The following is a 24343-nucleotide window of genomic DNA, read 5'->3' as shown; positions in this document are numbered from 1 at the left end:
TGGTCCATCGCTGGCAAGCCAGCTCCTGCAGGGGCGGGCTCCACAGGGGCAAATTTGTTAAGTCAGATGCTGATGCGCGACAGTTTGATGTCCGGTTCCTGGTTGACGCTCAGTTGTTCGACGATCGCATCCTGCAGGCGGCTGCACAGCAGTGGGTCGGACAACGGGTGATTGTTGGCGTCGGTGATGAAGAATACGTCTTCCACGCGCTCGCCGAGGGTGGCGATCTTGGCGTTCTGCAGCGACAGGTCGAACTCCAGGAAAATCGTGCCAATGCGCGCCAGCAAGCCCGGGCGGTCAGGTGCCGTGAGTTCCAGCACCGTCACCTGGCGCTGGGCGTCGTTGTGGATCGTCACCTGTGGCGCAAAGGCGAAATGCTTGAGCTGACGCGGCACCCGGCGCTGGATGATGGTCGGGTAGTCGTCCGGGTTGCGCAGGGCTTCGGTCAGGCCGTCGCGGATTTGCTTGATCCGTGCCGGGTTATCGCCAATCGAGTCGCCGTCGGTGTCGAGCACGATATAGGTGTCGAGGGTGAACTGGCTGGTGGAGGTGATGACCCGGGCGTCGTGAATGTTCAGGTTGAGCTGGTCCATCGCCGCCACGGTCACGGCAAAGAAGTCATGCTGGTCGGGGGCGTAGATGAAGATCTGTGTACCGCCTTCGAACTCGCGCTGGGTGGTTTCCTTGATCAGTACCAGTGGCCCGCCGTCGGCCGGTTGCTGGAGGATCGCGTCGCTGTGCCAGGCCACATCGCCGGCGGTGTGACGCAGGAAATAGTCGTCACCCAACTGCGCCCACAGTTGCTCGACATCGTCCGGGTCGGTGCCGCCGCGCACCAGGATATCCAGGGCGGCGCTCTGGGTCTGGCGGATCTGCTCTTCGCGATCCACCGGGTTCTCCAGGCCACGACGCAGGGCGCGCTTGGTCTCGGTGTAGAGCTGGCGCAACAGGCTGGCACGCCAGGAGTTCCACAGCGTCGGGTTGGTGGCATTGATGTCGGCGACGGTCAGCACATACAGGTAGTCGAGACGGGTTTCGTCGCCGACGATCTGTGCGAAATCGTGGATCACCTGCGGGTCGGACAGGTCCTTGCGCTGGGCGGTTGTCGACATCACAAGATGGTTTTGCACCAGCCACACGATCAGGCGGCTGTCCCACGTGGGCAGTTGATGACGCTGGCAAAAGGCCTCGGCATCCACGGCACCGATGTCCGAGTGATCGCCATGCCGGCCTTTGCCGATGTCGTGGTACAGGCCGGCCATGTAAATCAGCTCGGGCTTGGGCAGCTTGCCCATGAGCTTGCTGGCCAGCGGGAATTTTTCCGACACCTTGGTGTACTGCAACTTACGCAGGTGCTTGATCAGGTTCAGGGTGTGGGCATCGACCGTATAGATGTGGAACAGGTCATGTTGCATCTGCCCGACGATAAAGCCGAATTCGGGCAGGTAACGCCCAAGGATGCCGTAACGGTTCATTCGCCGCAGGTTGCGGTGGATGCCGATCTTGCACTTGAACAGCTCGATGAACAGGCTGGTGTTGCGAATATCGTTGCGGAAGTCGTCGTCGATCAGGTGACGGTTTTCCCGCAACAGACGAATGGTGTCGGCGCGCACGCCCTTGATTTCCGGCTGCTGGGCCATCAGCACGAAGATTTCGAGCATGGCGAACGGCGTGCGGCGGAAGACATTGTTGTTGCGTGCTTCGATGTAGCCGTCATGCAACTGGAAGCGCGAGTTGATCGGTTGTGGCGGCGCCTCGTCTTCCGGTGCGAGGATGACTTCCTCGAAGTGCTGGATGATCAGGTCGCTGAGCTGGGCAATGCTCATCACCACCCGGTAATACTGCTGCATGAAGTTTTCGACGGCTTGCTTGGCGTCGTCGCCCTTGAAGCCCAGCAGCCCGGCAATGGTGCGCTGGTGATCGAACAGCAGGCGGTCTTCGGCACGACCGGCGAGCATGTGCAGGGCATAGCGAACCTTCCACAGGAACTCCTGGGAAGAGGCGAGCAGGGCGTTTTCACTCTCGACCAGGAATCCTTCGCCAGCCAGCGCCCGCAGGTTCAGGGTGCCGTACTCGCGACGGGCCACCCAGAGAATCGTCTGGATATCCCGCAAGCCGCCGGGTGAGCCTTTGACGTTGGGTTCCAGGTTGTATTCGGTGTCGTTGTACTTGTGGTGGCGGGCCTTTTGTTCGGCACGCTTGGCCAGGAAGAAGTCTTTGCTCGGCCACATGTGCGCGGTGCTGGTGACCTCCAGCATGCGCTGGCGCAAATGCTCGGGGCCGGCGATGGTGCGGCTTTCCATCAGGTTGGTGACGACCGTCAGGTCGGCGCGGGCCTCGACGGCGCACTCGTCGATCGAGCGAACGCTCTGGCCGACCTCCAGGCCGATGTCCCACAACAGCGTCAGAAAACGCTCTATGGAATCGCGGAAAACTTCGTGGTCGGCGCTATCCAGCAGGATCAGCAAGTCGATATCGGAATAAGGGTGCAATTCGCCGCGGCCGTAGCCACCGACCGCGACCAGTGCAATGTCGGCGTCCTCGCTCCAGCTGAACTGGTTCCAGGCCTTTTGCAGGATGTTATCGACAAACCAGGCGCGATCCTCGATCAGCCGGCGAATGTCCCGTCCGCTGCGAAAACGCTCGTCGAGCACCTCGCGGGCCTGACGGATCGCCTTCTTGAAGGCCGCGATCGGGCTTGCCTTCAGGGCCAGCTCCGCCTGGAACTGGCCGCGGTCGAAGAGTTCGGGATCCACCTGCGGCATCGATTGGCTTTCCTTTCTATAGGCGATGTACGGTAACGGGATCAGGCCGAAACGCGAGGGATGGTGTCATCGCTGCGCAGGGTGAAGATCTCGTAACCGGTTTCGGTCACCAGCAGGGTGTGTTCCCACTGTGCCGAGAGCTTGCGGTCCTTGGTGATCGCGGTCCAGCCGTCGCCCAGTACCTTGGTGTCGGCCTTGCCCTGGTTGATCATCGGCTCGATGGTGAAGGTCATGCCGGCCTTGAGTTCCATGCCGGTGCCAGCGCGGCCGTAGTGCAGGATCTGCGGCTCTTCGTGGAACACCTTGCCGATCCCGTGACCGCAGAATTCGCGAACCACCGAGAAACCGTTCTTTTCAGCGTGCTTCTGGATGATTTCGCCGATGTCGCCCAGGCGGCAGCCAGGCTTGACGATTTCAATCGCCTTGTACATGCATTCCTGGGTCACCTGGGACAGGCGCTCGGCCCAGACCGGCACGTTGCCGACATGGAACATGCGGCTGGTGTCGCCGTGGTAGCCGTCCTTGATGACGGTGACGTCGATGTTCAGGGTGTCGCCATCTTTCAGTGGCTTGTCGTTCGGGATGCCGTGGCAGACCACATGGTTGATCGACGTGCAGATCGACTTTGGATAGCCCTTGTAGTTGAGCGGGGCAGGGATGGCTTTCTGCTCATTGACGATATAGTCGTGGCAGATCTGGTTCAGTTGATCGGTGGTAACGCCCGGCTTGACATATTCGGCAATCATTTCCAGCACATCGGCGGCCAGTTTGCCGGCGATACGCATTTTGGCGATATCCTCGGGGGTTTTGAGGGTGACGGTCATACAGGCTCTCTCTGCGCTCGATGGCGCTTTCCAAACGAAAAGGGCGTTGCGCGATCGATCTTCGCAGCCCTGAAAAATGCGATTCTACCAGACGATCAGCGCAAATCTGCGCCTGTGTGCATCGCTTCTCTTTATAGAATGGTGCATTCTTGGCGGATTCCAAGGGGTAGAGCAAAGTGCCCGCCAGGATTTCAGAATCCGGGTTCCGTTTTGCCCTGCCTTGTGGTATAAAATGCGCCGCTTTCCGGGGATGTCCCGAAAAGCCTAAATCCACACACGTGTCGACACGATGACCTGGGTGCCTTCAGCTGATGCTGCTGGTTGGTCATTGGGATACGTGGAGGCCAAACCCGACTTATTAAGGAACTATCATGTCCCAAGTCAACATGCGCGATATGCTGAAGGCCGGTGTGCACTTCGGTCACCAGACCCGTTACTGGAACCCGAAAATGGGCAAGTACATTTTCGGCGCGCGTAACAAGATCCACATCATCAACCTTGAAAAAACCCTGCCAATGTTCAACGAAGCTCTGACTTTCGTAGAGCGTCTGGCCCAGGGCAAAAACAAGATTCTGTTCGTCGGCACCAAGCGTTCCGCTGGCAAGATCGTTGCTGAAGAAGCAGCACGTTGCGGTTCGCCGTACGTCGATCACCGCTGGTTGGGCGGCATGCTGACCAACTTCAAAACCATCCGTGCTTCCATCAAGCGTCTGCGTGACCTTGAAGTTCAAGCCGAAGACGGTACTTTCGCCAAGCTGACCAAGAAAGAAGCGCTGATGCGCACTCGTGACCTGGAAAAGCTGGATCGTTCCCTGGGTGGTATCAAGGACATGGGCGGTCTGCCAGACGCTCTGTTCGTTATCGACGTTGATCACGAGCGCATCGCGATCACCGAAGCCAACAAGCTGGGCATCCCGGTTATCGGCGTAGTCGATACCAACAGCAGCCCGGAAGGCGTTGACTACATCATCCCAGGCAACGATGACGCAATCCGCGCTATCCAGCTGTACATGGGTTCGATGGCTGACGCTGTAATCCGCGGTCGCAACAACGTTGCCGGCGGCACCGAAGTATTCGTTGACGAAGCTCCGGTAGCAGCCGCTGAGTAATTGACGCCTTGGCGTTGACTCAGTAAGCAAAAAGGGGGCTTGGCCCCCTTTTTGCCACCTCGAAAACCATTTGTCGGCGCCCACTGCTCTATCTGTAACGTGCGGCAGCTAACAAGGGTGGTTCGGGAAGAATTGATCGCCCGTTCGATCGGGTGGAATGGTTGAAAACCTATCCAAGAGGATTTTGAAATGGCAGAGATTACTGCAGCGTTGGTCAAAGAACTGCGCGAGCGTACCGGCGAAGGCATGATGGATTGCAAAAAGGCCTTGACCAAGGCTGGCGGCGACATCGAGAAAGCCATTGATGACATGCGTGCTTCGGGCGCCATCAAGGCTGCCAAGAAAGCTGGCAACGTTGCCGCTGAAGGCGCTATCGCCATCAAGGCCGACGACAAGTCCGCCGTACTGCTGGAAGTCAACTCGCAGACCGACTTCCTGGCCCTGCAAGACGACTTCAAGAACTTCGTTGCTGCCAGCGTAGAAAAAGCCTTCGCCGAAAAACTGACCGACGCAGCCCCGCTGATCGCTGCTCAGGAATCGGCTCGTGAAGCCCTGGTGGCCAAGGTTGGCGAGAACGTCAACATTCGTCGTCTGGTACGCGTAGAGGGTGACGTTGTCGGCACCTACCTGCACGGTAACAAGATCGGTGTTGCTGTTGTTCTCAAGGGCGGTGATGTTCAGCTGGCCAAAGAGATCGCCATGCACGTGGCTGCAAGCAACCCTGAGTTCCTGCTGCCATCGCAGGTTTCTGCCGAAGCCATCGAGCGCGAGAAGGCTGTATTCCTGCAGCTGAACGAAGACAAGATGAAAGGCAAGCCTGCTGAAATCGTCGAGAAGATGATTGCCGGCCGTATCACCAAGTTCCTGGCTGAAGCCAGCCTGGTTGAGCAAGCTTTCGTGATGAACCCGGAACTCACCGTTGGTGCCCTGGCCAAGAAAGCCGGCGCTGAAATCGTTTCCTTCACCTACTTCAAAGTCGGCGAAGGCATCGAGAAGCCAGTGGACAACTTCGCCGAAGAAGTTGCTGCCCAGCTGGCTGCCGCCAAGCAATAAGACGGTTTTTAACTGTCGCCCAGAAGAGGCTGCCCGCTCACGCGCGCAGCCTCTTTTCAGATGGGGCACCAATTTTTAATTGGTTTCCTTTTGGAACTGGCTTACAAAGCCATGTTCCGATGGCGCTGAAGCAGCGCCAAGCTAGATTGAACAGCCAGCTGTAAACAGCTCGCAAAGAATTTTTAAAATACGCCGCAGGAGAGATTCGCAATGGCTCAGCAGGGCAGTGGTTATCAGGCTCGCTATAAACGCATTCTACTCAAGCTTAGCGGCGAGGCCCTGATGGGCTCGGAGGAGTTCGGGATCGACCCGAAAGTTCTGGATCGCATGGCATTGGAAGTTGGCCAACTGGTCGGCATCGGTGTTCAGGTCGGTCTGGTTATCGGTGGTGGCAACCTGTTCCGCGGTGAAGCGCTGAGCAAGGCTGGCATGGACCGGGTCACGGGCGACCACATGGGCATGCTGGCCACTGTGATGAACGCCCTGGCCATGCGCGACGCTCTTGAGCGTGCCAACATCTCGGCCATCGTGATGTCCGCTATTTCCATGGTTGGCGTGACCGATCACTATGATCGCCGCAAGGCCATGCGCCACTTGAACTCCAAGGACGTGGTGATTTTTGCGGCCGGTACCGGCAACCCGTTCTTTACGACGGATTCGGCTGCCTGCCTGCGTGCAATCGAAATCGATGCCGATGTCGTGCTCAAGGCGACCAAGGTCGATGGCGTCTATACCGCTGACCCATTCAAAGACCCGCATGCCGAGAAGTTCGATCATCTGACTTACGATGAAGTGCTGGATCGCAAGCTGGGTGTGATGGATCTGACGGCCATTTGCCTGTGCCGCGACCACAAGATGCCGCTACGCGTATTTAACATGAACAAGCCCGGCGCCCTGCTGAACATCGTGCATGGCGGCGCTGAAGGAACCCTGATCGAGGAAGGCGAACAATGATCAACGAAATCAAGAAAGACGCTAAAGAGCGCATGCAGAAGTCTGTGGAGTCCCTGTCGCACAACTTCGGCCGCATCCGTACCGGCCAGGCGCACCCGAGTATCCTGGAAGGCGTGATGGTGCCTTACTACGGCGCTGACACCCCGATCAAGCAAGTGGCCAACATCACCGTCAAGGACGCCCGTACCCTGCAGGTCGTTGCGTTCGAGCGCAACATGCTGGGCGCTGTCGACAAGGCGATCGGTAGTGCAGGTCTGAACCTGAACCCGACCAACCTCGGCGAGCTGCTGTTGATCAGCATGCCGGCCCTGACCGAAGAAACCCGCCGCGGTTTCACCAAGCAGGCCCGTGACGTGGCTGAAGACGCTCGTGTTGCCGTGCGCAACATCCGTCGCGATGCCAACAGCTCGTTGAAAGACCTGGTCAAGGAAAAAGAGATCAGTGAAGACGAAGAGCGTCGCGCCACTGGCGAGATCGACGATCTGACCAAGAAGTTCGTGGCTGAAATCGACGCGAAGCTGGCAGAGAAAGAAAAAGACCTGATGGCCGTATAAGGGTCGCGTTTTCATGGAAAAGACCAAGCAGACTGCACCTTCCGCGGTGCCGCGCCATGTCGCGATCATCATGGATGGTAACAATCGCTGGGCGAAAAAACGCTTTATGCCGGGTGTCGCCGGGCATAAAGCGGGTGTGGATGCGGTGCGTGCGGTCATTGAAGTCTGCGCCGAGGCCAAGGTCGAAGTGCTGACCCTGTTCGCCTTTTCCAGCGAGAACTGGCAGCGTCCGGCCGATGAGGTCAGTGCCTTGATGGATCTGTTCTTCAAGGCGCTACGTCGTGAGGCCAGGCGCCTCAACGACAACAACATCAGCCTGCGCATCATTGGTGACCGCTCGCGCTTTCATCCCGAGCTGCAGGCTGCCATGCGCGAAGCTGAAGCCATGACGGCTGGCGCCAATCGTTTTATCCTGCAGATCGCCGCCAATTACGGTGGTCAGTGGGATATCGCGCAAGCTGCGCAACGACTGGCGCGAGAGGTTCAGGCCGGACACTTGCGTCCGGAAGACATCACGCCTGATCTGCTGCAGACCTGCCTGGCCACGGGCGATCTGCCGTTGCCGGACCTGTGTATCCGTACCGGTGGCGAGCACCGCATCAGCAACTTCCTGCTCTGGCAGCTGGCCTATGCCGAGTTGTATTTCTCCGACCTGTTCTGGCCGGACTTCAAACACGATGCCATGCGCAATGCGCTGGCCGATTTCGCTTCCCGCCAGCGCCGCTTCGGTAGAACGAGCGAGCAGGTCGAGGCTGGAGCCCGGGTTTAATGCTTAAACAACGAATCATCACCGCACTGATCCTGCTGCCGATTGCCCTGTGCGGATTTTTCCTGCTTGAAGGTTCCGGTTTTGCACTGTTCATCGGGCTGGTCGTAACCGTCGGTGCCTGGGAGTGGGCGCGTCTGGCGGGTTTCGCCGGTAAAGCGTTCCGCGTCGGCTATGCCGCTGTGGTCGCTTTGATGCTGTTCCTCATGTACATCCTGCCCGGCCTCGCGCCTTGGGTATTGGGTGCTTCGGTATTGTGGTGGACGGTGGCGACGTATCTGGTGCTGACCTATCCGCGGTCGAGCGAACGCTGGTCCAGTGCGGCGACCAAGTTGGTGATCGGCCTGTTGATTCTCCTGCCGGCCTGGCAAGGTCTGGTGCAGATCAAGCAATACCCGCTGGGTAACTTGCTGATCCTGGCGGTGATGGTGTTGGTCTGGGGTGCCGATATTGGTGCCTACTTCTCCGGTCGTGCTTTCGGCAAGCGCAAGCTCGCACCGCAGGTCAGTCCGGGCAAAAGCTGGGAAGGCGTGTACGGTGGTCTGGCGCTGAGTCTGGTCATTACCACATTCGTTGGCCTGGTGCGCGACTGGACAGTGGCCGAGCTGTTCAAAGGGTTGATCGGTGCCGCGTTGATCGTGTTCATTTCGGTGGTGGGCGATCTCACTGAAAGCATGTTCAAGCGCCAGTCCGGGATCAAGGACAGCAGCAACCTGCTTCCGGGTCACGGTGGCGTGCTGGATCGTATCGACAGCCTGACGGCAGCGATTCCGCTGTTCGCTGTACTGTTGTGGATGGCGGCCCCATGAGCCGCCCACAACAGATTACCGTTCTGGGTGCGACCGGCTCGATTGGCCTGAGTACGCTCGACGTCATCGCTCGCCATCCTGATCGATATCAGGTCTTTGCCTTGAGTGGCTTTACGCGCTTGAGCGAATTGCTGGCCCTCTGCGTGCGCCATGTCCCGCGGTTCGCGGTCGTGCCTGAAGTCGCTGCTGCCCGCACCTTGCAGGATGACTTGCGCGCGGCGGGTCTTTCGACCCGTGTTCTGGTGGGGGAGGAAGGTTTGTGTCAGGTCGCTTCCGATCCGGAAGTCGATACGGTCATGGCGGCCATCGTCGGCGCAGCGGGATTGCGCCCGACACTGGCGGCAGTCGAAGTTGGCAAAAAGATCCTCCTGGCCAACAAGGAAGCGCTGGTCATGTCCGGCGCGCTGTTTATGCAGGCGGTACGCAAGAGTGGCTCGGTGTTGCTGCCGATCGATAGCGAGCACAACGCGATTTTCCAGTGCATGCCGCTCGATTATGCCCGTGGCCTTGAGGCGGTCGGCGTACGTCGGATTTTACTGACGGCTTCCGGCGGTCCGTTCCGGCAGACGCCACTGGCTGAACTGGCGCATGTTTCACCTGATCAGGCGTGTGCGCACCCGAACTGGTCCATGGGGCGAAAAATCTCCGTTGACTCGGCCAGCATGATGAACAAGGGGCTTGAGTTGATCGAAGCCTGCTGGCTGTTCGACGCCCGGCCATCGCAGGTCGAGGTGGTGATTCACCCGCAAAGTGTGATCCATTCGCTGGTCGACTACGTCGATGGTTCTGTCTTGGCGCAGCTGGGTAATCCGGACATGCGCACGCCCATCGCCAATGCCCTGGCCTGGCCAGAGCGGATCGACTCGGGTGTGGCGCCGCTGGATCTGTTTGCCATTGCACGGCTGGACTTCCAGGCGCCCGATGAAGAGCGTTTCCCTTGCTTGCGCCTGGCCCGTCAGGCGGCCGAGGCGGGTAACAGCGCACCGGCGATGCTTAATGCGGCGAATGAAGTGGCAGTGGCGGCATTTCTCGACGAGCGGGTTCGATATCCGGAAATCGCGAGTATCATCGAGGAAGTACTGAATCTTGAGCCCGTAGTGGCAGTGGATGATCTCGATGCAGTGTTCACGGCAGACGCGAAGGCGCGATTGCTGGCCGGACAATGGTTGAGCCGTCACGGGCGGTAAGTGCTGCGGATAGTTGATCCAGGCAGCAGCGGACAGGTTTGCGGAGAAAGTAGATGAGCGCGCTCTATATGATTGTCGGCACCCTGGTCGCTCTGGGTGTGCTGGTTACCTTCCACGAGTTCGGCCATTTTTGGGTCGCGCGTCGCTGTGGGGTCAAGGTGCTGCGCTTCTCCGTTGGCTTCGGCATGCCGTTGCTGCGCTGGCACGACAAGCAAGGCACCGAATTTGTCGTTGCAGCCATCCCGTTGGGCGGCTACGTGAAAATGCTCGACGAGCGCGAAGGTGAAGTAGCGCTCGATAAGCTTGATCAAGCCTTCAATCGCAAATCCGTTCGTCAGCGCATTGCCATCGTAGCGGCGGGGCCGATTGCCAACTTCCTGCTGGCATTGGTTTTCTTCTGGGGGCTGGCAATGCTCGGTAGCGAGCAGGTGCGTCCGGTCATCGGGGCTGTCGAGTCCGGCAGTATCGCGGCCAAGGCGGGATTGAGCCCGGGCGAGGAGATCGTGGCCATTGATGGCGAAGCGACTTCCGGCTGGGGGGCGGTGAACTTGCAACTGGTTCGTCGTCTGGGCGAAAGCGGCTCGTTGCAGATAATGGTTCGCGAACAAGGCTCCACGACCGATTCTCCTCGTGAACTTGTGCTGGACAAATGGCTTAAGGGGGCTAATGAACCCGACCCTATCCATTCGTTGGGGATTCGCCCGTGGCGTCCGGCATTGCCGCCTGTGCTGGCCGAACTCGATCCAAAGGGGCCGGCCCAGGCTGCCGGCCTGAAAACCGGTGACCGGCTGCTGGCACTCGATGGTCGTACGCTGGATGACTGGCAGCAGGTCGTCGATACCGTGCGTATGCATCCTGGTACCAAAATCATGCTGCGGGTCGAGCGTGACGGTGCTCAAATCGACGTCCCGGTGACACTGGCCGCTCGCGGCGAGAGCAAGTCACCCAGCGGTTACCTGGGGGCAGGGGTGAAGGCTGTCGATTGGCCGCCGGAGATGATTCGCGAGGTCAGTTACGGGCCATTGGCAGCGATTGGCGAGGGGGCTCGACGCACCTGGACCATGAGCGTGCTGACCCTCGATTCACTGAAGAAAATGTTGTTCGGTGAGCTCTCGGTAAAAAACTTGAGTGGACCGATAACCATTGCTAAAGTGGCGGGCGCTTCGGCCCAGTCGGGTGTTGCTGATTTCCTGAATTTCCTTGCTTATCTGAGTATTAGCCTGGGTGTTCTGAATTTGTTGCCCATTCCGGTACTGGATGGGGGGCATTTGTTGTTTTATCTGATCGAGTGGGCGCGTGGTCGTCCCTTGTCGGATCGGGTGCAAGGTTGGGGGATACAGATCGGTATCAGTTTGGTGATCGGAGTGATGTTGCTTGCTCTGGTCAATGATCTGGGTCGTCTGTAACGTCGCTGAATTGCGAATCTGCCGCATTTTGCGGCAGTTTGTTTATTGCCAGTTGGAATAAGAAAGGACTTCATGAAACGTCTGCTGCTAACTGCGGTTCTCACCGTATTGATGATCGCCGAAGTTCACGCCGAGTCCTTCACTATCTCTGATATTCGCGTCAATGGCCTCCAGCGGGTCTCCGCGGGTAGCGTCTTTGGTGCTTTGCCGTTGAACGTCGGTGAACAGGCGGATGATCGTCGCCTGGTGGAATCCACTCGTGCGTTGTTCAAAACCGGTTTCTTTCAAGATATCCAGCTGGGCCGCGATGGCAACGTCCTTGTCATCACTGTAGTCGAGCGCCCGTCTGTCGCCAGTATCGAGATCGAAGGCAACAAGGCGATCTCTACCGAAGACCTGATGAAAGGCCTCAAGCAATCCGGTCTGGCCGAAGGCGAGATCTTCCAGCGTGCCACCCTTGAAGGTGTGCGTAACGAACTGCAGCGCCAGTACGTCGCCCAGGGTCGCTACTCGGCCACCGTCGATACCGAGGTGGTGCCGCAGCCGCGTAACCGCGTTGGCCTGAAGGTCAATATCAACGAAGGTACCGTTGCAGCCATCCAGCACATCAACGTGGTGGGCAACACGGTTTTCCCCGATGAAGACCTGATCGACCTGTTCGAACTCAAGACCACCAACTGGTTGTCGTTCTTCAAGAACGACGACAAGTACGCCCGTGAAAAACTGTCCGGTGACCTGGAGCGCCTGCGTTCCTACTACCTGGACCGTGGCTATATCAACATGGATATCGCTTCGACTCAGGTATCCATTACGCCGGACAAGAAACACGTCTACATCACCGTCAACGTCAACGAAGGCGAGAAATACACCGTTCGTGACGTCAAGCTCAGCGGCGACCTGAAAGTCCCTGAAGACCAGGTCAAGTCCCTGCTGCTGGTGCAAAAAGGCCAGGTGTTCTCGCGCAAGCTGATGACCACCACCTCCGAACTGATCACCCGTCGTCTGGGTAACGAAGGTTATACCTTCGCCAACGTCAACGGCGTGCCTCAACCGCACGATGAAGATCACACCGTAGACATCCTGTTTGCGGTCGATCCGGGCAAGCGTGCTTACGTGAACCGCATCAACTTCCGTGGCAACACCAAGTCCGAAGACGAAGTGCTGCGTCGTGAGATGCGTCAGATGGAAGGCGGCTGGGCTTCGACCTACCTGATCGACCAATCCAAGACCCGTCTGGAGCGTCTGGGCTTCTTCAAGGAAGTCAACGTCGAGACACCGGCCGTGCCGGGTGTCGATGACCAGGTGGACGTCAACTACAGCGTTGAAGAGCAGGCTTCCGGTTCGATCACCGCCAGCGTCGGTTTTGCCCAGAGCGCCGGCCTGATCCTCGGTGGTTCGATCACCCAGAACAACTTCCTGGGTACCGGTAACAAGGTCAGCGTCGGCTTGACCAAAAGCCAATACCAGACCCGCTATAACTTCGGTTTCGTCGACCCCTACTGGACCGCCGATGGCGTGAGCCTGGGTTACAACGCGTTCTATCGCACGACTGACTACGATGAGCTCGATACCGACGTCGCCAGCTACGCTGTAGACAGCCTGGGTGCCGGTGTGAGTGTCGGTTATCCAATCAGCGAGACTTCGCGTCTGACCTTCGGCCTGAATGCGCAGCAGGACAAGATCAAGACTGGCGTTTTCACCGTCGACGAGATTTTCGACTTCGTTAACAAGGAAGGCGATCAGTACCTGAACTTCAAGGCTTCGGCCGGCTGGTCCGAGTCCACCCTGAACAAGGGCGTGCTCGCCACCCGTGGCCATTCCCAGAGCCTGGTGCTGGAATCCACGATTCCAGGCAGCGACCTGTCGTTCTTCAAGCTCGACTACCGTGGCCAGCTGTTCCAGCCATTGTCCGAGAGCTACACCATGCGCCTGCATACCGAGTTGGGTTATGGCGATGGTTACGGTTCGACCGACGGCTTGCCATTCTATGAAAACTACTATGCTGGTGGTTTCAACTCGGTACGTGGTTTCAAGGACAGTTCCCTGGGGCCTCGCAGTACACCAAGTACCGGCAAGAACCCTGGCACCCAGTTTGACCCGGACCAGGATCCACTGCCGTTCGGTGGTAACGTCCTGATCCAGGGCGGTGTGGAAGTCCTGTTCCCGCTGCCGTTCGTCAAGGATCAACGCTCCCTGCGCACCTCGGTATTCTGGGATGTGGGTAACGTATTCGATTCATCTTGCTCGGATACCACAAACGCGGATGGCACGAAGTCCAACACCAAGTGCAACGACATTAGTCTGAGCAACATGGCCAGTTCTGTTGGTGTAGGTGTGACCTGGGTCACCGCACTGGGTCCTCTGAGTTTCGCGTTGGCCACGCCAGTCAAGAAACCGGATAACGCTGAGACTCAAGTGTTCCAATTTTCCCTCGGCCAGACGTTCTAAGCGTCTGACCCAAGATAACGACAATGAATTTTGTAGGAGTGCATCGTGCGTAAGTTGACTCAATTGGTTCTCCTGGCCAGCGTACTGGTCGCTGGTCCGGCATTTGCCGACATGAAAATTGCCGTTTTGAACTATCAGATGGCTCTGCTGGAGTCCGATGCGGCCAAGAAATACGCCGTGGATGCCGAGAAGAAGTTCGGTCCTCAGCTGACCAAGCTCAAGACGCTGGAAAGCAGCGCCAAGGGCATTCAGGACCGCCTGATGGCTGGTGGCGACAAAATGCAGCAGGGCGAGCGCGAGCGTCTGGAGCTTGAATTCAAGCAAAAGGCCCGTGACTTCCAGTTCCAGTCCAAGGAACTCAACGAAGCCAAAGCCGTTGCCGACCGTGAAATGCTGAAGCAGCTCAAGCCGAAACTGGACAGCGCTGTGGAAGAAGTCATCAAGAAAGGTGCTTATGACCTGGTCTTCGAGCGTGGCGCAGTGATCGATGTCAAGCCTCAGTACGACATCACTCGCCAGGTTATCGAGCGCATGAATCAGCTGAAGTAATCCATGACTGTGACCATTAAGCTCGGCCAGTTGGCCGAGTTCCTCGGCGCCACGTTACGTGGCGACCCCGAGAAAGCAATTACTGGGCTAGCCACCTTGCAGGAGGCTGGCCCAGCTCAGTTGAGCTTTCTTGCAAACCCCCAATACCGTAAATACCTGGCAGGCAGTCAGGCGGCGGCCCTGTTGCTGAAAGCCGCTGATGCCGAAGGGCATTCCGGGGATGTACTGGTGGTGCCGGATCCTTACGCGGCCTACGCACGTGTTTCCCACCTGTTCGATCCAAAGCCCAAGGCCGCCGCCGGCATACATCCGACGGCGGTGATCGCCGCGGATGCGGTGGTCGATCCTGCGGCGAGTATCGGTGCGTTTGTGGTGATCGAAAGTGGTGCGCAGGTTGCAGCCGGTACGACTGTCGGCGCGCATTGCTTCATCGGCGCTCGCAGCGTGGTGGGTGAGGGTGGCTGGCTCGCGCCGCGTGTGACCTTGTATCACGACGTTCGCGTCGGCAAGCGGGTCGTCATTCAGTCCGGTGCGGTGCTCGGCGGCGAAGGCTTCGGCTTTGCCAATGAAAAAGGCATCTGGCAGAAAATCGCCCAGATTGGTGGTGTGCTGATCGGCGATGATGTGGAAATCGGCGTTAACACCGCTATAGACCGCGGTGCGTTGGCCGATACCATCATCGGCAACGGCGTGAAGCTCGATAACCAGATTCAGATTGCCCACAACGTTCAGGTTGGTGATCACACCGCCATGGCGGCGTGCGTCGGGATCTCCGGCAGCACCAAAATCGGCAAGCATTGCATGCTCGCCGGTGGTGTAGGCCTGGTGGGGCATATTGAAATTTGCGACAACGTTTTCATCACCGGGATGACCATGGTGACCCACTCGATTACCGAGCCAGGCGCCTATTCTTCCGGTACGGCCATGCAGCCGGCAGCCGAGTGGCGCAAAAGCGCGGCACGCATTCGTCAGCTCGATGACATCGCGCGACGTTTGCGCCAGCTGGAAAAGCAGGTAGGGGAAGTGACCCCTGACGGTAATGCTTCATCAGATGGCTGATACCATTTCCATATCAAGTGCGCGCAGCCGCTAGACTGCGTCCCTGATTTGCTAGTGGAGCGTGCGCCAGTCGCGCGCCCCCAATCTTTACATAGGCTTCCCCCCGAAATGATGGACATCAACGAGATTCGCGAATACCTGCCTCACCGTTACCCGTTCCTGCTGGTGGACCGGGTAGTGGAGCTGGATGTTGAAGGCAAGCGCATTCGCGCCTACAAGAATGTCAGCATCAACGAGCCGTTCTTCAATGGTCACTTCCCTGCGCATCCAATCATGCCGGGCGTGTTGATCATCGAGGCCATGGCTCAGGCTGCCGGGATCCTTGGTTTCAAAATGCTCGACGTGAAACCGGCCGACGGCACTCTTTATTACTTCGTCGGCTCCGACAAGCTGCGCTTTCGCCAGCCGGTGCTGCCAGGCGATCAGCTGATCCTTGAAGCCAAGTTCATCAGCTGCAAGCGTCAGATCTGGAAATTCGAGTGCCAGGCTTCGGTCGATGGCAAGCCTGTCTGCTCCGCTGAAATCATCTGTGCGGAACGCAAGCTATGAGTTTGATTGACCCTCGTGCAATCATCGATCCGACAGCCGTTCTGGCTGAGGGCGTCGAGGTCGGCCCGTGGTCGATCGTTGGCGCAGGTGTGGAAATCGGCGAGGGGACAGTCATCGGGCCACACGTAATCCTCAAGGGCCCGACCCGTATCGGTAAGCACAATCGCATCTACCAGTTTTCCTCGGTGGGTGAAGACACCCCTGACCTGAAGTACAAGGGCGAGGAAACCCGCCTGGTGATAGGTGATCACAACGTCATCCGTGAAGGCGTGACGATTCACCGTGGCACCATCCAGGACCGCTCGGAAACCACCCTGGGCGATCACAACCTGATCATGGCGTATGCCCACATCGGCCACGACAGCGTAATCGGCAACCACTGCATTCTGGTGAACAACACCGCACTGGCGGGCCATGTGCACGTGGAGGACTGGGCGATCCTCTCCGGCTTCACCCTGGTTCATCAGTATTGCCACATTGGCGCCCACAGCTTCTCAGGCATGGGTACCGCGATCGGCAAGGATGTTCCTGCGTATGTCACGGTGTTCGGCAACCCTGCCGAAGCCCGTAGCATGAACTTCGAGGGCATGCGCCGTCGAGGCTTCAGCGAAGATGCGATCCACGCGCTGCGTCGCGCCTACAAAGTGGTGTACCGCCAGGGCCTGACCGTGGAACAGGCGCTCGCCGAACTGGCCGAACCGTCGGCCCAGTATCCGGAAGTGGCGGTGTTCCGTGATTCCATCCAGTCTTCGACTCGCGGCATCACCCGCTGATCATGGCCAATCTGCGTATTGCGCTGGTAGCGGGTGAGGCTTCCGGTGACATTCTGGGTGCGGGCCTCATGCGCGCGCTCAAGGCTCGTCACCCGGCCGTCGAGTTCATCGGTGTTGGTGGTCCGCTGATGCAGGCCGAGGGCCTGACCCCGTACTTCCCGATGGAGCGCCTGTCAGTGATGGGGCTGGTGGAAGTCCTGGGCCGCCTGCGCGAGTTGCTGGCGCGGCGCAAAAAGCTGGTCGCCGACCTGATCGCCGCGAAGCCGGACGTGTTCATCGGGATCGATGCACCGGACTTCAACCTCAATATCGAACTCAAACTGCGCCAGGCCGGGATCAAGACCGTGCATTACGTCAGCCCGTCGGTCTGGGCCTGGCGGCAGAAACGCGTGCTGAAGATTCGCGAAGGCTGCGACCTGATGCTCACGCTGTTCCCGTTCGAAGCCAGATTCTACGAAGAGAAAGGCGTACCGGTGCGGTTCGTCGGCCATACCCTGGCCGATGCCATTCCACTCGAAGCCGATCGCGCTGCTGCGCGGGCCGAACTCGGTTTGCCCGACGGGCCGCTGGTGGCGTTGATGCCCGGCAGCCGTGGTGGTGAAGTGGGTCGGCTCGGTGCGTTGTTTCTCGATACCGCGCAGCGCCTGCGGGCGTTACGCCCCGGGGTGCGGTTTGTCATGCCATGCGCCAGTCCACAGCGTCGCGCACAGCTCGAAGAACTGTTGGCCGGTCGTGATCTGCCGCTGACCCTGCTCGATGGACAGTCTCATCTCGCCCTGGCAGCGTGCGATGCGGTGTTGATTGCCTCCGGCACCGCAACGCTTGAAGCATTGCTCTACAAGCGGCCGATGGTGGTCGCCTATCGCCTGGCGCCGCTGACGTTCTGGATTCTCAAGCGCATGGTGAAAAGCCCTTACATTTCGTTGCCGAACTTGTTGGCCCAGCGTCTGTTGGTGCCCGAGTTGTTGCAGGACGATGCCACGGTCGAAGCGCTGGCCCAGACGTTGTCACCATTGATCGGGGGTGGGGAAGAGCAGACCCGCGGATTTGATGAGATTCACCGGACCCTGCGTCTGGATGCCTCCAACCAGGCTGCGGACGCAGTGCTGAACCTGATCGGCCAAGAAAAATGAGTAAAACGAACATGCAGATGGGGCTGGATTTCACCCTGGTGGCGGAAGTCGAAGAGTTGGTTGCCGGCGTCGATGAAGTCGGTCGCGGCCCGCTCTGTGGCGCGGTAGTGACGGCGGCGGTGATTCTTGACCCGAATCGCCCGATCCTCGGCCTGAACGATTCGAAGAAGCTCACCGAGGCCCGTCGCGAAAAGCTCTACGACGAAATCTGCGAAAAAGCCCTGAGCTGGTGCATCGCTCGCGCCGAAGTCGAAGAAATCGACGAACTGAATATCCTGCACGCCACCATGCTGGCGATGCAGCGTGCAGTGGCGGGGCTGCACATTCAACCGAAACTGGCGATGATCGACGGCAACCGTTGCCCTAAGCTGCCAATGCGCTCCGAGGCGGTGGTCAAGGGTGACAGCAAGGTACCGGCCATCGCGGCGGCATCGATTCTGGCCAAGGTCAGTCGCGACCGGGAAATGGCCGCGTTCGAACTGATATATCCGGGTTACGGCATCGGCGGGCATAAAGGCTACCCGACACCCGTTCATCTGGAAGCGCTCGCCCGTCTTGGCCCGACCCCGATTCACCGGCGATCGTTTGCTCCGGTGCGGCTGGCGTATGAGGCGCGGGAAGGTCTCATCGAGAGTTAGTCGCAAGGCTGATTTTTTCTACCAAGGCCCGGTACAATCCGGGCCTTGTTGTCTTCACGCTCACAGACAGGATCACTATGCCGGCTTCATTCGTTCACCTACGCCTGCACACTGAATACTCCCTGGTCGACGGTCTGGTGCGGATCAAGCCGCTGGTCAAGACCCTGGTCGGCATGAACATGCCTGCCGTAGCGGTCACCGACCAGAACAACATGTGTTCCCTGGTCAAATTCTATAAAAACGCCATGGGTGCCGGGATCAAGCCGATCTGTGGCGCCGACCTGTGGTTGTCGAACAAGGATCCGGACAATCCGCTGAGCCGGATCAGCCTGCTGGTGATGAACGCCGAAGGCTACCGCAACCTCACCGAGCTTATTTCCCGCGGCTTTATCGATGGTCAGCGCAATGGCGCGATCATCATCGAGCGCGAATGGGTCGCTGAAGCCAACGCCGGCCTGATCATGCTGTCAGCGGCCAAGGAAGGCGAAATCGGCCAGGCCATGCTCAGCGGCAACCCCGCCGAGGCCGAAACCCTGGCCCGCGAATGGATGGAAGTGTTTCCGGATCGTTTCTACCTGGAAATCCAGCGCACCAACCGCCCCAACGATGAAGAACAACTGCACGGCGCCGTGGCCCTCGCCGAGAAGCTCGGCGCGCCGCTTGTGGCGACCAATGACGTGCGCTTCATCAAGCAGGAAGACTTCGCCGCCCACGAAACCCGCGTTTGCATCGGTGAGGGCCGTGCCCTCGACGATCCGCGGCGTTCGAAGAATTACAGCGATCAGCAGTACCTCAAAAGCGCCGAGGAAATGGCCGAGCTGTTCAGCGACATTCCCGAGGCGCTGGAAAACACCGTCGAGATCGCCAAGCGCTGCAACATCGAAGTGAAGCTGGGTACGCACTTCCTGCCCAACTTCCCGATACCCGATGGCATGACCATCGACGAATACTTCCGCAAGGTCTCGTTCGAAGGTCTGGAGGAGCGGCTGGCGGTACTGCTGCCCAAAGACACCACCGAAGACTACGAGGCCAAGCGTCAGGTCTATGTCGACCGGCTGAATTTCGAGCTGGATATCATCATCCAGATGGGCTTCCCCGGTTACTTCCTGATCGTGATGGACTTTATCCAGTGGGCCAAGAACAACGGCGTGCCGGTGGGTCCTGGCCGTGGATCGGGTGCCGGATCGCTGGTGGCCTATGTGCAGAAGATCACCGACCTCGATCCGCTGGAATACGACCTGCTGTTCGAACGTTTCCTCAACCCGGAACGGGTATCGATGCCCGACTTCGACGTCGACTTCTGCATGGACGGTCGTGACCGGGTGATCGACTACGTGGCCGAGAAGTACGGCCGCAACGCGGTAAGCCAGATCATCACCTTCGGTTCCATGGCCGCCAAGGCTGTGGTCCGCGACGTGGCGCGGGTGCAGGGCAAGTCCTATGGCCTGGCGGACCGTCTGTCGAAGATGATTCCGTTCGAAGTCGGCATGACCCTGGAAAAGGCCTACGAGCAGGAAGAGATCCTGCGCGACTTCATCAAGGTCGATGAAGAAGCCGCGGAAATCTGGGAAATGGCCCGCAAGCTCGAAGGCGTTGTGCGTAACGTCGGCAAGCACGCCGGTGGTGTGGTTATCGCGCCAACCAAGCTGACCGACTTCTCGCCGATTTATTGCGACGAGGCCGGTGACGGTCTGGTAACCCAGTTCGACAAGGACGACGTCGAGGCGGCCGGCCTGGTGAAGTTCGACTTCCTCGGCCTGCGAACCCTGACGATCATCGACTGGGCGCTGAAAACCATCAACCGTGACCGCGCCAAGGTCAACGAGCCGCCGCTGGATATCGCGTTCATCCCGCTGGACGACAAGCCGACCTACACTTTGCTGCAAAAAGCCGAAACCACGGCCGTGTTCCAGCTTGAATCCCGGGGCATGAAAGAGCTGATCAAAAAGCTCAAGCCCGACTGCCTGGAAGACTTGATCGCACTGGTGGCGCTGTTCCGTCCGGGCCCGCTGCAATCGGGCATGGTGGACGACTTCATCAACCGTAAGCACGGTCGCGCCGAGCTGGCGTACCCGCACTCGGACTACCAGTACGAAGGCCTCAAGCCAGTACTGGCACCGACTTACGGCATCATCCTGTATCAGGAACAGGTGATGCAGATTGCCCAGGTCATGGCTGGTTACACCCTCGGTGGTGCGGACATGCTGCGTCGAGCCATGGGTAAGAAAAAACCCGAGGAAATGGCCAAGCAGCGCGGTGGCTTCATTGAAGGTTGCGCCACCAACAATATCGACGCGGACCTTGCCGGTAACATTTTCGACCTGGTGGAAAAATTCGCCGGTTACGGCTTCAACAAGTCGCACTCCGCTGCTTATGGCCTGGTGTCGTACCAGACCGCGTGGCTGAAGGCGCACTACCCGGCGCCGTTCATGGCCGCGGTACTGTCGGCGGATATGCATAACACCGACAAGGTCGTGACCTTGATCGAAGAAGTGCGGACCATGAAGCTGCGTCTCGACGCGCCGGACGTGAACACTTCCGAATTCAAGTTCACGGTGAACGACGAAGGCCGGATCATCTACGGCCTGGGCGCAATCAAGGGCGTGGGTGAGGGCCCGGTCGAGGCGATTACCGAAGCGCGTCTGGCCGGTCCGTTCAAGGATCTGTTCGATTTCTGCGCGCGGGTCGACCTCAAGCGTATCAACAAGCGCACCCTCGACGGTTTGATCCGCAGCGGTGCCCTGGATCGCCTCGGGCCGTATTTCCACGATGAGCAAAAAGCCTACCAGGCCAACATCGACCGCAATCGCGCAGTGCTGCTGACGGCCATGGAAGAAGCGATCAAGGCGGCCGAACAGACTGCGCGCACCCAGGACAGTGGTCACTCCGACTTGTTTGGCGGCCTGTTTGTCGAAGAAGACGCCGACGTCTATGCCAATCACCGCAAGGCCAAGGAGCTGACCCTCAAGGAGCGCCTGAAGGGGGAGAAAGACACCCTCGGCCTGTACCTGACCGGTCACCCGATCGACGAATACGAAGGTGAAATCCGTCGCTTCGCCCGTCAGCGCATCATCGATCTGAAACCTGCGCGTGATACCCAGACGGTCGCCGGGATGATCATCGCCTTGCGGGTGATGAAGAACAAAAAGGGCGACAAGATGGGGTTCATCACCCTTGACGACCGCTCTGGACGGATCGAGGCCTCGCTGTTTTCCGAGGCATTCCATTCTGCGCAGTCACTGTTGCAGACCGACGCGATGGTGGTGGTCGAAGGTGAGGTCAGCAACGACGACTTCTCCGGTGGCCTGAAGTTGCGGGTCAAGCGGGTGATGAGCATGGAAGATGCGCGCACCAATCTGGCCGAAAGCCTGCGTCTGAAGCTGCATGCCAAGGATCTGAAAGGCGATCAGCTACGCTGGCTGGGCGAACTGTTGAAGCGTCACCGCGGTGCATGCCCGATCACCATGGACTACACCAGCCCTGATGCGAAGGCCTTGTTGCAGTTCGGCGAGGGCTGGCGGATCGACCCGGCGGATGCGTTGATTCAAGCCCTGCGTGACCAGTTCGGGCGAGACAACGTCTTCCTCCAATACCGTTGACGGTCAGTGCTATCAGATTGCCCTGACCTTGACCTGAATTTTTAATCTCGACCTCAGCGCGCCTGTCCCTTAAGGTAGGGCGCGAATAGACAACCGGCCGGCCCAAGATCACTTGGGACTCGACCCAAGACGGACGCCTATGAACCCGAATTTTCTAGATTTCGAACAGCCGATCGCCGACCTGCAAGCCAAGATCGAAGAGTTGCGCTTGGTCGGTAATGACAATTCGCTGAATATCGGCGATGAGATCTCCCGCCTGCAGGATAAGAGCAAAACGCTGACCGAAGATATCTTCGGCAAGCTGACCAGCTGGCAGATCGCACGTCTGGCGCGTCATCCGAAACGTCCGTATACCCTGGACTACATCGAACACATCTTCACCGAGTTCGACGAACTGCACGGTGACCGTCACTTCTCCGACGACGCTGCAATCGTTGGCGGTATTGCCCGTCTGGATGACAAGCCGGTGATGGTTATCGGTCACCAGAAAGGCCGTGAAGTGCGCGAGAAGGTTCGCCGTAACTTCGGCATGCCGCGTCCGGAAGGCTACCGCAAGGCTTGCCGTCTGATGGAAATGGCCGAACGATTCAAAATGCCGATCCTGACCTTCATCGATACCCCGGGCGCCTACCCTGGCATCGACGCTGAAGAGCGCAACCAGAGCGAAGCGATTGCCTGGAACCTGCGGGTAATGGCGCGCCTGAAAACCCCAATCATCGCCACCGTGATCGGTGAGGGTGGTTCCGGTGGGGCACTGGCGATTGGCGTCTGCGACCAGTTGAACATGCTGCAATACTCGACCTACGCGGTGATTTCGCCGGAAGGTTGCGCTTCGATTCTGTGGAAAACCGCCGAGAAAGCACCGGATGCCGCAGAAGCGATGGGCATCACCGCCGAGCGCCTCAAAGGCCTGGGCATCGTGGACAAGGTGATTGGCGAGCCATTGGGTGGCGCGCACCGTGACCCGGCCGCTGCAGCTGCATCGATCCGCGCCGAACTGAGCTCGCAACTGGCGATGCTGAAAAAGTTCGACAACGATGCGCTGCTGAAGCGCCGTTACGATCGTCTGATGAGCTACGGCCTCTGATCTGACGCCGTTTCGGCCAACGACAGAAAACACTGTGGGAGCGGGCTTGCCCGCGAAAGCGATGTAACATCCAACGAATATGTTGGCTGTTCTACCGTCTTCGCGAGCAAGCCCGCTCCCACATTTGTATGGCGTAAAGTGATCGACATGAATCAGCCCTCGCGTGATCTGCCCACACGGCTTTTGCTGAATCTTGCCCCGTGGCGCAATGCTGCGACCTGGCGCATCGCCTTCTCGGGAGGCCTGGACTCCACCGTCCTGCTGCACCTCCTGGCACACCTCGCAAAAACCGAATCCCTGCCGGTGCTGAGCGCCATCCATGTTCATCACGGTCTTCAAGCTGTGGCCGATGCGTGGCCGGAGCATTGTCGTTCGGTGTGTGCTGCGCTGGGCGTCCCGTTGCAGATCGTTCGTGTACAGGTACAGCCCGGAGCGAGTCTGGAGCGGGCGGCCCGGGATGCGCGCTATCGCGCGTTCAGCGAAATGATTCGGCCTGGTGAAGTACTGCTGACCGCCCAACACCGTGACGATCAGGCGGAAACCCTGTTGTTCCGCTTGCTGCGTGGAGCCGGAGTGAGAGGTTTGTCGGGCATGCCACGACAGCGTCCGCTGGGTAAAGGGCATCTGCTGCGGCCTTTGCTCGATGCGACCCGCGCCGAACTGGAAGCCTATGCGGCGGAGCATCAACTGCGCTGGATTGAGGACCCTTCCAATCGGGACCGACATTTTTCGCGCAATTTCCTGCGTCATCAGGTGTTCCCGGTGTTGACCTCGCGCTGGCCACAGGCGATGGCGACCATGGCTCGCAGTGCTGCGCATTTTAGTGAAGCCCAAGGGCTGCTTGATGAGTTGGCACAGATTGACTTGAACCAGGCGCGCACCGTCAGTGAATTCGATTGGCTGGGTCTGCCGTCGCTTGAACTGGCTTCACTGGAAAAACTCTCCGCCGCGCGTCAGCGCAATGCGCTCAGCCACTGGCTGGAACCGCTGACCCGCCTGCCGGACACCGACCATTGGTCGGGTTGGGAGGATTTGCGCGACGCCACCGGCGATGCCTGCCCGGTGTGGCGGCTGGCCGATG

General features: G+C 59.0%; 20 protein-coding genes. 18 read left to right on the top strand and 2 right to left on the bottom strand.

Going from position 1 to position 24343, the window contains the following annotated elements:
• Nucleotides 1-62: 62 nt before the first annotated feature.
• Nucleotides 63-2765, bottom strand: a complete 2703-nt coding sequence (locus tag PMI31_RS17655) for a [protein-PII] uridylyltransferase (RefSeq protein ID WP_008019555.1) — start codon at nucleotides 2763-2765, stop codon at nucleotides 63-65.
• Nucleotides 2766-2806: 41 nt separating this feature from the next.
• Nucleotides 2807-3589 (bottom strand): type I methionyl aminopeptidase, encoded by a 783-nt coding sequence (gene map / locus PMI31_RS17650; protein ID WP_008000050.1) that lies wholly within the window; start codon nucleotides 3587-3589, stop codon nucleotides 2807-2809.
• Nucleotides 3590-3960: 371 nt separating this feature from the next.
• On the opposite strand from map, the gene rpsB reads away from it, so the two are divergent.
• From rpsB to tilS, 18 genes are all read left to right on the top strand, one after another.
• Nucleotides 3961-4698: a 30S ribosomal protein S2 gene (gene rpsB / locus PMI31_RS17645; protein ID WP_008019554.1), complete on the top strand. Its 738-nt coding sequence runs from the start codon at nucleotides 3961-3963 to the stop codon at nucleotides 4696-4698.
• A gap of 189 nt (nucleotides 4699-4887) precedes the next feature.
• Nucleotides 4888-5751 (top strand): translation elongation factor Ts, encoded by an 864-nt coding sequence (gene tsf, locus PMI31_RS17640; RefSeq protein ID WP_008019553.1) that lies wholly within the window; start codon nucleotides 4888-4890, stop codon nucleotides 5749-5751.
• Between the two features lie 210 nt (nucleotides 5752-5961).
• On the top strand, nucleotides 5962-6705 hold the full coding sequence (pyrH, locus tag PMI31_RS17635; protein WP_008000043.1) for a UMP kinase: 744 nt from the start codon (nucleotides 5962-5964) through the stop codon (nucleotides 6703-6705).
• Nucleotides 6702-7259 carry a ribosome recycling factor gene (gene frr / locus PMI31_RS17630; protein WP_008019552.1) on the top strand — a complete coding sequence of 186 codons (558 nt, stop codon included), beginning with the start codon at nucleotides 6702-6704 and terminating at the stop codon, nucleotides 7257-7259. The genes pyrH and frr overlap by 4 nt, the downstream gene beginning before the upstream one ends.
• Nucleotides 7260-7272: 13 nt before the next feature.
• Nucleotides 7273-8028 (top strand): polyprenyl diphosphate synthase, encoded by a 756-nt coding sequence (uppS, locus tag PMI31_RS17625; protein ID WP_008019551.1) that lies wholly within the window; start codon nucleotides 7273-7275, stop codon nucleotides 8026-8028.
• Nucleotides 8028-8834 (top strand): phosphatidate cytidylyltransferase, encoded by an 807-nt coding sequence (locus PMI31_RS17620; protein ID WP_008019550.1) that lies wholly within the window; start codon nucleotides 8028-8030, stop codon nucleotides 8832-8834. The genes uppS and PMI31_RS17620 overlap by 1 nt, the downstream gene beginning before the upstream one ends.
• Nucleotides 8831-10021 (top strand): 1-deoxy-D-xylulose-5-phosphate reductoisomerase, encoded by a 1191-nt coding sequence (gene ispC, locus PMI31_RS17615; protein ID WP_008019549.1) that lies wholly within the window; start codon nucleotides 8831-8833, stop codon nucleotides 10019-10021. The genes PMI31_RS17620 and ispC overlap by 4 nt, the downstream gene beginning before the upstream one ends.
• Before the next feature lie 53 nt (nucleotides 10022-10074).
• Nucleotides 10075-11427 (top strand): sigma E protease regulator RseP, encoded by a 1353-nt coding sequence (rseP, locus tag PMI31_RS17610; RefSeq protein WP_008019548.1) that lies wholly within the window; start codon nucleotides 10075-10077, stop codon nucleotides 11425-11427.
• Between the two features lie 72 nt (nucleotides 11428-11499).
• Complete coding sequence (bamA, locus tag PMI31_RS17605; RefSeq protein WP_008019547.1) at nucleotides 11500-13875, top strand: outer membrane protein assembly factor BamA; 2376 nt, start codon at nucleotides 11500-11502, stop codon at nucleotides 13873-13875.
• 45 nt (nucleotides 13876-13920) lie between these two features.
• Nucleotides 13921-14424, top strand: coding sequence for an OmpH family outer membrane protein (locus PMI31_RS17600; RefSeq protein ID WP_008000031.1), 504 nt, complete (start codon nucleotides 13921-13923; stop codon nucleotides 14422-14424).
• 3 nt (nucleotides 14425-14427) lie between these two features.
• A complete protein-coding gene (lpxD, locus tag PMI31_RS17595) occupies nucleotides 14428-15483 on the top strand; it encodes a UDP-3-O-(3-hydroxymyristoyl)glucosamine N-acyltransferase (RefSeq protein WP_008019546.1) in 1056 nt (351 codons plus the stop codon).
• Nucleotides 15484-15591: 108 nt separating this feature from the next.
• The gene (gene fabZ, locus PMI31_RS17590; RefSeq protein WP_007978374.1) at nucleotides 15592-16032 is read left to right on the top strand and encodes a 3-hydroxyacyl-ACP dehydratase FabZ; all 441 of its coding nucleotides are present in this window, start codon (nucleotides 15592-15594) and stop codon (nucleotides 16030-16032) included.
• The gene (gene lpxA / locus PMI31_RS17585; protein WP_008019545.1) at nucleotides 16029-16805 is read left to right on the top strand and encodes an acyl-ACP--UDP-N-acetylglucosamine O-acyltransferase; all 777 of its coding nucleotides are present in this window, start codon (nucleotides 16029-16031) and stop codon (nucleotides 16803-16805) included. The genes fabZ and lpxA overlap by 4 nt, the downstream gene beginning before the upstream one ends.
• A 2-nt stretch (nucleotides 16806-16807) precedes the next feature.
• The gene (gene lpxB, locus PMI31_RS17580) at nucleotides 16808-17938 is read left to right on the top strand and encodes a lipid-A-disaccharide synthase (protein WP_008019544.1); all 1131 of its coding nucleotides are present in this window, start codon (nucleotides 16808-16810) and stop codon (nucleotides 17936-17938) included.
• 11 nt (nucleotides 17939-17949) lie between these two features.
• Nucleotides 17950-18576 carry a ribonuclease HII gene (gene rnhB / locus PMI31_RS17575; RefSeq protein ID WP_008019543.1) on the top strand — a complete coding sequence of 209 codons (627 nt, stop codon included), beginning with the start codon at nucleotides 17950-17952 and terminating at the stop codon, nucleotides 18574-18576.
• Between the two features lie 77 nt (nucleotides 18577-18653).
• Nucleotides 18654-22175: a DNA polymerase III subunit alpha gene (gene dnaE / locus PMI31_RS17570; protein WP_008019542.1), complete on the top strand. Its 3522-nt coding sequence runs from the start codon at nucleotides 18654-18656 to the stop codon at nucleotides 22173-22175.
• A gap of 139 nt (nucleotides 22176-22314) precedes the next feature.
• Nucleotides 22315-23262 (top strand): acetyl-CoA carboxylase carboxyltransferase subunit alpha, encoded by a 948-nt coding sequence (locus tag PMI31_RS17565; protein ID WP_007978369.1) that lies wholly within the window; start codon nucleotides 22315-22317, stop codon nucleotides 23260-23262.
• 147 nt (nucleotides 23263-23409) lie between these two features.
• The coding region (gene tilS, locus PMI31_RS17560) for a tRNA lysidine(34) synthetase TilS (RefSeq protein ID WP_008019541.1) at nucleotides 23410-24343 on the top strand (934 nt) is incomplete at its 3' end.

It is taken from the genome of Pseudomonas sp. GM55 (assembly GCF_000282395.1).
GTDB lineage: Bacteria > Pseudomonadota > Gammaproteobacteria > Pseudomonadales > Pseudomonadaceae > Aquipseudomonas > Aquipseudomonas fluorescens_CC.
The sequence above is the reverse complement of the archived record's forward strand: the minus strand, read 5'-3'. Positions and strand labels throughout refer to the sequence as shown.

What these genes read in the sequence shown, in the direction of transcription:
- rpsB (WP_008019554.1), top strand. Translation starts at nt 3,961, where the DNA reads ATGTCCCAAGTCAACATGCGCGATATGCTGAAGGCCGGTGTGCACTTC.
- rseP (WP_008019548.1), top strand. Translation starts at nt 10,075, where the DNA reads ATGAGCGCGCTCTATATGATTGTCGGCACCCTGGTCGCTCTGGGTGTG.
- PMI31_RS17655 (WP_008019555.1), bottom strand. Translation starts at nt 2,765, where the DNA reads ATGCCGCAGGTGGATCCCGAACTCTTCGACCGCGGCCAGTTCCAGGCG.
- map (WP_008000050.1), bottom strand. Translation starts at nt 3,589, where the DNA reads ATGACCGTCACCCTCAAAACCCCCGAGGATATCGCCAAAATGCGTATC.
- lpxA (WP_008019545.1), top strand. Translation starts at nt 16,029, where the DNA reads ATGAGTTTGATTGACCCTCGTGCAATCATCGATCCGACAGCCGTTCTG.
- tsf (WP_008019553.1), top strand. Translation starts at nt 4,888, where the DNA reads ATGGCAGAGATTACTGCAGCGTTGGTCAAAGAACTGCGCGAGCGTACC.
- lpxD (WP_008019546.1), top strand. Translation starts at nt 14,428, where the DNA reads ATGACTGTGACCATTAAGCTCGGCCAGTTGGCCGAGTTCCTCGGCGCC.
- bamA (WP_008019547.1), top strand. Translation starts at nt 11,500, where the DNA reads ATGAAACGTCTGCTGCTAACTGCGGTTCTCACCGTATTGATGATCGCC.
- fabZ (WP_007978374.1), top strand. Translation starts at nt 15,592, where the DNA reads ATGATGGACATCAACGAGATTCGCGAATACCTGCCTCACCGTTACCCG.
- pyrH (WP_008000043.1), top strand. Translation starts at nt 5,962, where the DNA reads ATGGCTCAGCAGGGCAGTGGTTATCAGGCTCGCTATAAACGCATTCTA.
- rnhB (WP_008019543.1), top strand. Translation starts at nt 17,950, where the DNA reads ATGCAGATGGGGCTGGATTTCACCCTGGTGGCGGAAGTCGAAGAGTTG.
- ispC (WP_008019549.1), top strand. Translation starts at nt 8,831, where the DNA reads ATGAGCCGCCCACAACAGATTACCGTTCTGGGTGCGACCGGCTCGATT.
- frr (WP_008019552.1), top strand. Translation starts at nt 6,702, where the DNA reads ATGATCAACGAAATCAAGAAAGACGCTAAAGAGCGCATGCAGAAGTCT.
- PMI31_RS17565 (WP_007978369.1), top strand. Translation starts at nt 22,315, where the DNA reads ATGAACCCGAATTTTCTAGATTTCGAACAGCCGATCGCCGACCTGCAA.
- PMI31_RS17620 (WP_008019550.1), top strand. Translation starts at nt 8,028, where the DNA reads ATGCTTAAACAACGAATCATCACCGCACTGATCCTGCTGCCGATTGCC.
- dnaE (WP_008019542.1), top strand. Translation starts at nt 18,654, where the DNA reads ATGCCGGCTTCATTCGTTCACCTACGCCTGCACACTGAATACTCCCTG.
- uppS (WP_008019551.1), top strand. Translation starts at nt 7,273, where the DNA reads ATGGAAAAGACCAAGCAGACTGCACCTTCCGCGGTGCCGCGCCATGTC.
- lpxB (WP_008019544.1), top strand. Translation starts at nt 16,808, where the DNA reads ATGGCCAATCTGCGTATTGCGCTGGTAGCGGGTGAGGCTTCCGGTGAC.